Source organism: Stenotrophomonas sp. PI_27 (assembly GCF_027854495.1).
GTDB classification, from domain to species: Bacteria; Pseudomonadota; Gammaproteobacteria; order Xanthomonadales; family Xanthomonadaceae; genus Stenotrophomonas; species Stenotrophomonas pavanii.
Map to the genome: position 1 here is coordinate 357,493 of NZ_JAJNOF010000004.1, position 8,241 is coordinate 365,733.

The 8,241-nt window shown below is 65.7% G+C and carries 7 protein-coding genes and 1 pseudogene; 1 reads left to right on the plus strand and 7 read right to left on the minus strand.

Annotation, left to right across the window (positions count from 1 at the left end; all coding sequences use genetic code 11):
• The first annotated feature begins 20 nt into the window (after positions 1-20).
• Complete coding sequence (gene acnB, locus LRM18_RS07635) at positions 21-2,612, plus strand: bifunctional aconitate hydratase 2/2-methylisocitrate dehydratase (protein WP_049407406.1); 2,592 nt, start codon at positions 21-23, stop codon at positions 2,610-2,612.
• Positions 2,613-2,704: 92 nt separating this feature from the next.
• Here acnB and LRM18_RS07640 read toward each other — a convergent pair whose 3' ends face one another.
• From LRM18_RS07640 to LRM18_RS07670, 7 genes and pseudogenes are all read right to left on the minus strand, one after another.
• Positions 2,705-3,118, minus strand: a complete 414-nt coding sequence (locus LRM18_RS07640) for an XVIPCD domain-containing protein (RefSeq protein WP_270953118.1) — start codon at positions 3,116-3,118, stop codon at positions 2,705-2,707.
• An 84-nt stretch (positions 3,119-3,202) separates the two neighbouring features.
• Entirely contained in the window at positions 3,203-4,180 is a 978-nt protein-coding gene (locus tag LRM18_RS07645; protein ID WP_270953120.1) for a hypothetical protein, read from the minus strand.
• A complete protein-coding gene (locus LRM18_RS07650; RefSeq protein WP_206632638.1) occupies positions 4,177-4,815 on the minus strand; it encodes a hypothetical protein in 639 nt (212 codons plus the stop codon). The genes LRM18_RS07645 and LRM18_RS07650 overlap by 4 nt, the downstream gene beginning before the upstream one ends.
• Positions 4,816-5,286: 471 nt before the next feature.
• Positions 5,287-6,360, minus strand: coding sequence for a chemotaxis response regulator protein-glutamate methylesterase (locus tag LRM18_RS07655; protein WP_270953123.1), 1,074 nt, complete (start codon positions 6,358-6,360; stop codon positions 5,287-5,289).
• Entirely contained in the window at positions 6,357-6,953 is a 597-nt protein-coding gene (gene cheD, locus LRM18_RS07660) for a chemoreceptor glutamine deamidase CheD (protein WP_014037083.1), read from the minus strand. The genes LRM18_RS07655 and cheD overlap by 4 nt, the downstream gene beginning before the upstream one ends.
• On the minus strand, positions 6,950-7,819 hold the full coding sequence (locus LRM18_RS07665) for a CheR family methyltransferase (RefSeq protein ID WP_049416359.1): 870 nt from the start codon (positions 7,817-7,819) through the stop codon (positions 6,950-6,952). Before LRM18_RS07665 ends, cheD begins: the two co-directional genes overlap by 4 nt.
• A 34-nt stretch (positions 7,820-7,853) precedes the next feature.
• Positions 7,854-8,241: pseudogene (locus LRM18_RS07670) on the minus strand (chemotaxis protein); the annotation flags it as partial.

Here is an 8,241-nt window from a genome sequence, read left to right on the forward strand (position 1 = left end):
CGCATTACCCGGGAGTTGTCATGTTGGAAGCCTACCGCCACCACGTCGCCGAGCGCGCTGCGCTTGGCATCCCGCCGCTGCCGCTGAGCGCGCAGCAGACGGCCGATGTCATCGAACTGCTGAAGAACCCGCCGCAGGGCGAGGCCGAGTTCCTGCTCGACCTGCTGACCCACCGCGTGCCGGCCGGCGTCGATGACGCGGCCAAGGTCAAGGCGTCGTACCTGGCGGCGATCGCCCTGGGCAGCGAGCAGAACCCGCTGATCAGCCGTGAGCGCGCCACCGAACTGCTGGGCACCATGCTCGGCGGCTACAACGTGGCCCCGCTGGTGCAGCTGCTGGACGACGCCAGCGTCGGCACCATCGCCGCCAACGGCCTGAAGAAGACCCTGCTGGTGTTCGATGCGTTCCATGACGTGCAGGAAAAGGCCAAGGCGGGCAATGCCAACGCCCAGGCCGTGCTGCAGAGCTGGGCCGATGCCGAGTGGTTCACCAGCAATCCGGAAGTGCCGCAGAGCCTGACCGTCACCGTGTTCAAGGTGCCGGGCGAGACCAACACCGACGACCTGTCGCCGGCACCGGACGCGACCACCCGCCCGGACATTCCGATGCACGCCCTGGCGATGCTGAAGAACAAGCGCGACGATGCGCCGTTCACCCCGGAAGAAGACGGCAAGCGCGGCCCGATCCAGCAGATCCTGTCGCTGAAGGAAAAGGGCCACCTGGTTGCCTACGTCGGCGACGTGGTCGGCACCGGTTCCTCGCGCAAGTCGGCCACCAACAGCGTGCTGTGGTGGACCGGTGATGACATTCCGTTCATCCCGAACAAGCGCGCCGGTGGCGTCTGCCTGGGCGGCAAGATCGCACCGATCTTCTACAACACCATGGAAGATGCCGGCGCGCTGCCGATCGAGCTGGACGTATCGAAGATGGAGCACGGCGACGTCATCGAGCTGCGCCCGTACGAAGGCAAGGCGCTGAAGAACGGCGAAGTGATCGCCGAGTTCCAGGTCAAGTCCGACGTGCTGTTCGATGAAGTGCGTGCCGGCGGCCGCATTCCGCTGATCATTGGCCGTGGCCTGACCGGCAAGGCGCGCGAAGCGCTGGGCCTGGCCCCGACCGACCTGTTCCGCCTGCCGGTGCAGCCGGCCGATACCGGCAAGGGCTTCTCGCTGGCGCAGAAGATGGTCGGCCGCGCCTGTGGCCTGCCGGAAGGCCAGGGCATGCGCCCGGGCACCTACTGCGAACCGAAGATGACCTCGGTCGGCTCGCAGGACACCACCGGCCCGATGACCCGCGACGAGCTGAAGGACCTGGCGTGCCTGGGCTTCTCGGCCGACCTGGTGATGCAGTCGTTCTGCCACACCGCCGCTTACCCGAAGCCGGTGGACGTGAAGACCCACCACACCCTGCCGGAGTTCATCTCCACCCGTGGCGGCGTTTCGCTGCGCCCGGGCGACGGCGTGATCCACAGCTGGCTCAACCGCATGCTGCTGCCGGACACCGTAGGTACCGGTGGTGACTCGCACACCCGTTTCCCGGTGGGCATTTCGTTCCCGGCCGGTTCGGGCCTGGTCGCCTTCGCCGCAGCCACCGGCGTGATGCCGCTGGACATGCCGGAGTCGGTGCTGGTGCGCTTCAAGGGCAAGATGCAGCCGGGCGTGACCCTGCGTGACCTGGTCAACGCGATCCCGCTGTACGCGATCAAGTCCGGCCTGCTGACCGTGGCCAAGGCTGGCAAGAAGAACATCTTCTCCGGCCGCATCCTGGAAATCGAAGGCCTGCCGGAGCTGAAGGTCGAACAGGCGTTCGAACTGTCCGACGCCTCGGCCGAGCGTTCGGCCGCCGGCTGCTCGGTGCGCCTGAACAAGGAACCGATCATCGAGTACCTGACCAGCAACATCACGCTGCTGAAGTGGATGATTGCCGAGGGTTACCAGGATCCGCGTTCGCTGCAGCGTCGCATCGAGAAGATGGAAGCCTGGCTGGCCAACCCGCAGCTGCTGGAGCCAGATGCCGACGCCGAGTACGCCGCCGTCATCGAGATCGACCTGGCCGACATCCACGAGCCGATCGTGGCCTGCCCGAACGACCCGGACGACGTGAAGACCCTGTCCGAAGTGGCCGGGGCCAAGATCGACGAAGTGTTCATCGGTTCGTGCATGACCAATATCGGTCACTTCCGCGCCGCGGCCAAGCTGCTGGAAGGCAAGCGTGACCTGCCGACCCGCCTGTGGGTGGCCCCGCCGACCAAGATGGACGCCTCGGAGCTGACCAAGGAAGGCGTGTACGGCACCTTCGGCGCCACCGGCGCGCGCATGGAAATGCCGGGCTGCTCGCTGTGCATGGGCAACCAGGCGCAGATCCGTGAAGGCTCCACTGCGATGTCGACCTCGACCCGCAACTTCCCGAACCGCCTGGGCCGCAACACCAACGTGTACCTGGGTTCGGCGGAACTGGCGGCAATCTGCTCGCGCCTGGGCCGCATCCCGACCAAGGAGGAGTACATGGCCGATGTGGGCGTGATCGCCGCCAGCGGCGCCGAGATCTACCGCTACATGAACTTCGACCAGATCGAGGAATACCAGGACGTGGCCAAGACGGTCGCTGCCTGATGCGGTAGTGCCGGTCGCTGGCCGGCATCCCGTTGAAATGAAAAACCCCCGGCGAAAGCCGGGGGTTTTTTGTGTGCGGCGGGCTGGGTGGCCTAGCCCATCCGCATCGCGGTTCGGGTCTGCTCCTGGGCGTGGTCGTGCTGACCGACCTGCTGTGCCTGCGCAATCTGTTCGGCCTTGGCGAGCGACTGCTCTACCGTCGTATTGATTGCCTCGCTGATCGGTACCGAGGCCCGCAGGTGTGCTGGATTCTCCGGCGCTCCCCGCACAACGAACATGCGAGGGTCCGAGCCATCGCTGGGTGGAGTGCCCAGGACCACATGATCAACGCGTTCGAGGCCGCTGCGCTTGGCCGTCGCAAGCAGGCTGGCCGTCATGCGCTCACTGGTTTCATCGAAGCTGCGCCCGTGCCTGGTATCCACGGCGGATACACCCTCGCGAATCTGCTGGTAGAGCGCATGGTCTGGATGGCCTTCCTTCCTGGGATCCAAGCTTGCCTTGTCCAAGGTTGACTCAATGCTCTCCTGCAATGGACTCCTGGGAGAGAAGGCGGGATTGCCGAGCGAGGGCGAGCCCTTGTCGGTTGCATCCTAGATCAGCTGCTCCCCCGGCTTGAGCGCATTCTGGGCCGGCTGCTCCGCTTCAGCCTCGCGGCGGGCATATGCACCGGCTTCCTCGGTACCGCGCAGGTAATTGATCCCGTCGCGCAGCAGGCCAGGTCCGCCGCCGACCAGCACGGTGGTGCCCGCACGCAGCTGATGAACATCACGGCGATAGTCGGCAATCCGGCGCAGGTCGTCAGGATCTGTGATCCGGGCCTGCGGATTGTCGAGTACAGACTGCACCGGGCCCTTGTCGGTCACGCGATCAGGGAAATGAACCAATCGATGGGAGTCGCCCAACTGGACCGCCACTGCGGCGGACATGACATGGCCGCTTTTCATCCCGGGTGTTCCAAGCGAGGCGATGCGCTGGCCGTGCTCGGCGTTGCGCAGAACCTCCAGTTCCCTGGGCAGCGCATACATCTCGACCTTGCCGTAATGAGGACCGCCCGCGCTGACCAGGTCGCCTGCCATCACGTGGTTGGTGAAGGGCGCCGCGTTGGCCGGCTGGCCTTCGGGAAGGCGATACGCCAGCCCGGCGGCACCGTAGGGATTGAATGCATCACCGGGGAGGTTGTAGTGATGCGCAGTGATCTGCGCAAGCGCGCCGCCCAGCGAGTGGCCGGTGACATACACCGGACCATACCCATTCTCTTTAGCCAGATCGATCGCCTGCTTGGTGAGTGCGAGGGCATCGCCGAGTTGTGCGTTGACTCTTGCGGTGACCATTGCAGCGTCGATGCCGCCATCAATCAAAGGCTGGCGATCGAACTCGGTACCGCGATGGGTGACGATTACTTCTTTGGATTCGAGATTATGGTAAATGACGCCTTGGTAGCCGGTGGCGGAGTTTAGGCTGGCCAGTACACGATATTCCGTCCCAGCAATGGTAACAATGGCCTTGGGCTCAGGGAGCGGATCCTTGTAGACATGATCTGAGAGGGCTGCATTTGCTCCAGGATTCATTGGGCTGTTCCTTCAGTCCGTGTGGAGATTTCGATTGGGAAGTAATCCTTTCGCTTATCTTGAGACATCTTCTCGTACCAAGTCGAAGGCTCGGTAGGCGTCCACTCTGGCGATCCCCCTGAAGTCATGGGGCGTAAGGCGCGATGTACGTAGGTAGTAGCGAGTTTCTCGGTTTCAAGCTTTGTGAATGAAGTCCATGCGGTTGCTTGGATAGGACGATCATCGATGATGAAGGCGAATGAAGCTTCCACGAGCACGGGTGTCCAAGTGCACGGGCCACGACCGTAATAGTCGGCAACTTCCATGCCGTCGTTGAAAACAACAGTGCTGAATTCAGTTGCACTGAGGCGCTGTGCCTGAAGCTCAACCTTGTGCTGGTTCGGCTCGTACTGCACCCCCTCCCAATTGTTGACCGGAGGGAGACAGAGTGGATCTATCTCATACGTGACGAAGACTGAAGGAACGGGGACATCCACGGGTGCATCATGGACCCGAATCACAATCGGCAGCGCATCCTTTGGCGCAGGATTCTCGCGATAGACCGGGTATGAGCGTTCCTTGCTGCAGCCCGGGACGGCCAGTGTGATCGAGGCGATCAACGCAACGTGAGCAAGGGTCGGGAGAATTTTCAGCATGAGCAGTCCATGTCGCTGCAGGATTGTCCTTGCTCCTTGGAACATGCGGTCCCATCACGAACGCCGGCGCCCCATCCGGGCAAATGCGACAGGTTGCGCAGTGGGTAGTGCCCGTTACCCGGACTTCCCTCCCTGCGTACCCGAGCAGCGCGGCCTTGCGGGGTAACGTTCATCGGCGTTCCATTGCTGTGCGATACCTGACTATACGACCCGCTCCAGCCGCCATCGGCGTTCCATTGCTGTGCGATACCTGACTATACGACCCGCTCCAGCCGCGCTCCAAGTCGATGCCCTGCGGGCTCCCGGTTGACGCGCATCGCCTGCGGCCGGGTCACGCCTCGAGCAGCGCCGTTGAAGCATCAATGGTCGAAGGCACTGCCGGCGGATCGGCAATTGAGCCTGACGTCTCGTGGAGGTGTTCAGCAGGGCAGGGTGCAGAGCCGAGCGTGGGCTCGGCTCCACAGGGGCCTGTCAGCTGCGGGCGAGGGCGAGCAGCCGCTCGGCGATCCGCTCCAGCGGCACCTGTTCCTCGGCCGCGCCCAGCTTGAACGCGGCGCCGGGCATGCCCCAGACCACGCTGGTCGCTTCGTCCTGCACCAGCGTCGGCGCGCCGGCCTGGCGCATTTCCAGCAGGCCGCGTGCGCCGTCGTCGCCCATGCCGGTGAGGATGGCGCCGATCGCATTGCCACCGGCGCTCTGCGCGACCGAGCGGAACAGCACGTCCACCGCGGGCTTGTGGCGGTTCACCGCGGGGCCGTCGTCGACGCGGCAGCGCCAGCGCGCACCGTCGCGGATGATCCGCAGGTGCTTGCCGCCCGGCGGCAGGTAGGCGTGGCCGGGCAACACCGCTTCGCCGTCGCTGGCCTCGCGCACGGCCATCGCCGAGTGGCGGTCCAGTCGCTCGGCGAAGGCACTGCTGAAGCTGGCCGGCAGGTGCTGGGTCATCACCACGGCGGGCGCGTCGGCCGGCATGCCTTCCAGTACCACGCGCAGCGCTTCGGTGCCGCCCGCCGAGGAGCCGATCGCGATCAGCCGGTCGGTGGTGCGGAACTGCGGAGCGGCGGGGCGCATCACGGGCGCGGCGTCCAGCAGGAGTTTCGGTGCGGCGGCACGCACCAGCGGGCGGACGCGTGAGCGCGCCGCCATCTTGACCTTGGCGATGATCTCGTCGGCGTAGCCTTGCAGGCCGCGGGCCACGTCCAGCTTCGGCTTGGAAACGAAATCCACGGCGCCCAGCGCCAGTGCCTGCAGGGTGGTGTCGGCGCCTCGCTCGGTCAGCGAAGAAATCATCACCACCGGCAGCGGGTGCAGGCGCATCAGGTTTTCCAGGAACGCCAGCCCATCCATGCGCGGCATTTCCACGTCCAGGGTGATCACGTCCGGGGCCAGTCGCTTGATCTTTTCACGGGCCAGCAGCGGGTCGGCGGCGGTGCCGACCACGTCGATGGTCGGATCGCTGGACAGGATCTCGGTGAGCATCTGGCGCACGACGGCGGAGTCGTCGACGATCAGCACCCGGCAGGGAGCGTTGCCGGTCAAGGTCATTCGAACAGCTCCACGCCACCGGTGACCGGCGCCTTGGACAGGCGCGCACGCACGGCCGATTCGGTGGCGGCCACTTCGGCCTCATGCGCATGGGGCAGGCGCTGCACCACCACGCGGCCGGTGTCGGCGAAGAACCAGATCTTGCGCGGATGGATGCCGCACAGGTCCTCGGCGATGATCGGGATGTGCTCGGCCTGCAGGTACTGGCGCACGAACTCGGCGTTGCGGGTGCCCACTGGATTGCTGGTGAAGCCCTTGAGCACGTTGGCGCCGCCGAACACCTTGGCTTCGATGCGCTTGCGGTGGGCGCCGCGCTTGAGCATGTCGTTGATCAGAAGTTCCATCGCGTAGCTGCCGTAGCGCGCGGGTGCACCATCGCCGGCGTTGCCTTCGGGCAGCAGGAAATGGTTCATGCCGCCGATCTTCAGCACCGGGTCGCGCAGGCACGCCGCCACGCACGAGCCCAGGGTGGTGGTCAGCGCGGTGGTGTCATCGACCACCAGGTACTGGGTCGGCAGCAGCTTGGCGGCAATGGTCTGGAAACGCGCATCCTGGTAGCGCATCACATCGTCGGTACGCAACGAAGCGTTCATGCGCCGGCCTTCGCTGCACGTCGATACAGGGTGCGGCCACAGGGCTGGATCAGGTCGGCGGCGTGCAGGTAGTTCTCCGAGTGGCCGGTGTAGAGCAGGCCATCGTCGGCCAGGTGCTGGACCAGGCGACCGAGGATGGCGCGCTGGGTGGGCTTGTCGAAGTAGATCATCACGTTGCGGCAGAACAACGCATCGAACGGGCCGCCGACGTCGTAGCGTGGGGCGAGCAGGTTCAACGGGCGGAACTCGATCAGCTCGCGCAGCGCCGGCAGTACGCGGCACTGGCCCTCGTTCGGGCCGCTGCCCCTCTGGAAGTAGCGGCGGCGCAGGTCCGGATCGAGGCTGGCGACGCGATCGATGTTGTAGACACCGCGGCCGGCGGTGGCCAGCACCTGGGTATCGACGTCGGTGGCGATGATGCGCACCGGCGGCTTAAGGGTGCCGAAGGCCTCGCAGGCGGTGATCGCCATCGAGTAGGGCTCTTCGCCGGTGGACGCCGCGCACGACCACAGCAGCAGCGGGGTGCGGCTGGAGCGCTGCTGGAGTTCTTCGCGCAGCTTGTCGAAGTGGTGCGGCTCGCGGAAGAAGGAGGTCAGGTTGGTGGTCAGGGCATTGGTGAACGCCTGCCACTCGTCGCCGTCCTCCTGTTCCAGATGGTCCAGGTACTGCTGGAAGCTGCGCATGCCCAGCGTGCGCAGGCGGCGCGACAGGCGGCCATAGACCATGTCGCGCTTCGCCGGGGCGAGGGCGATGCCCACGCGCTGGTAGATCAGGTCGCAGACGCGGCGGAAATCACGGTCGGCGAACTCGAATTCGCGCGGGCCGGTAACGATGGGAGTAGGACTTTGCACGGGGGACGTGTCCATCGGCGGAGGCGGTGGCCGAGGCCACCGCAGTGGGTCAGAATTCCTGCCAGTCGCTGTCGCTGGCAACGAAGGTGCCGCTGCCGCCTGCGCGCCGCGCCGGTGCTGGCACGCTGGCGGGCTGCGGGCGCGCTGCAGGGGCCGCGCGGGCGGGCTCGACGCGCGCGGCCGCGGCCTTCATTGCAGCAGCCACCTGGTTGTCGAGGCGGAAGATCGCCACCGCGTCTGCGAGCTGCGCGGCCTGCTCTTCCATGGCGCGTGCGGCGGCCGTGGCTTCCTCCACCAGCGCGGCGTTCTGCTGGGTGGTTTCGTCCATCTGCACCACGGTCTGGTTGACCTGCTCGATGCCGGCGCTCTGTTCCTGCGAGGCGGCGGAGATTTCGGCCATGATGTCGGTCACGCGCTGCACCGAGGCGACGATCTCG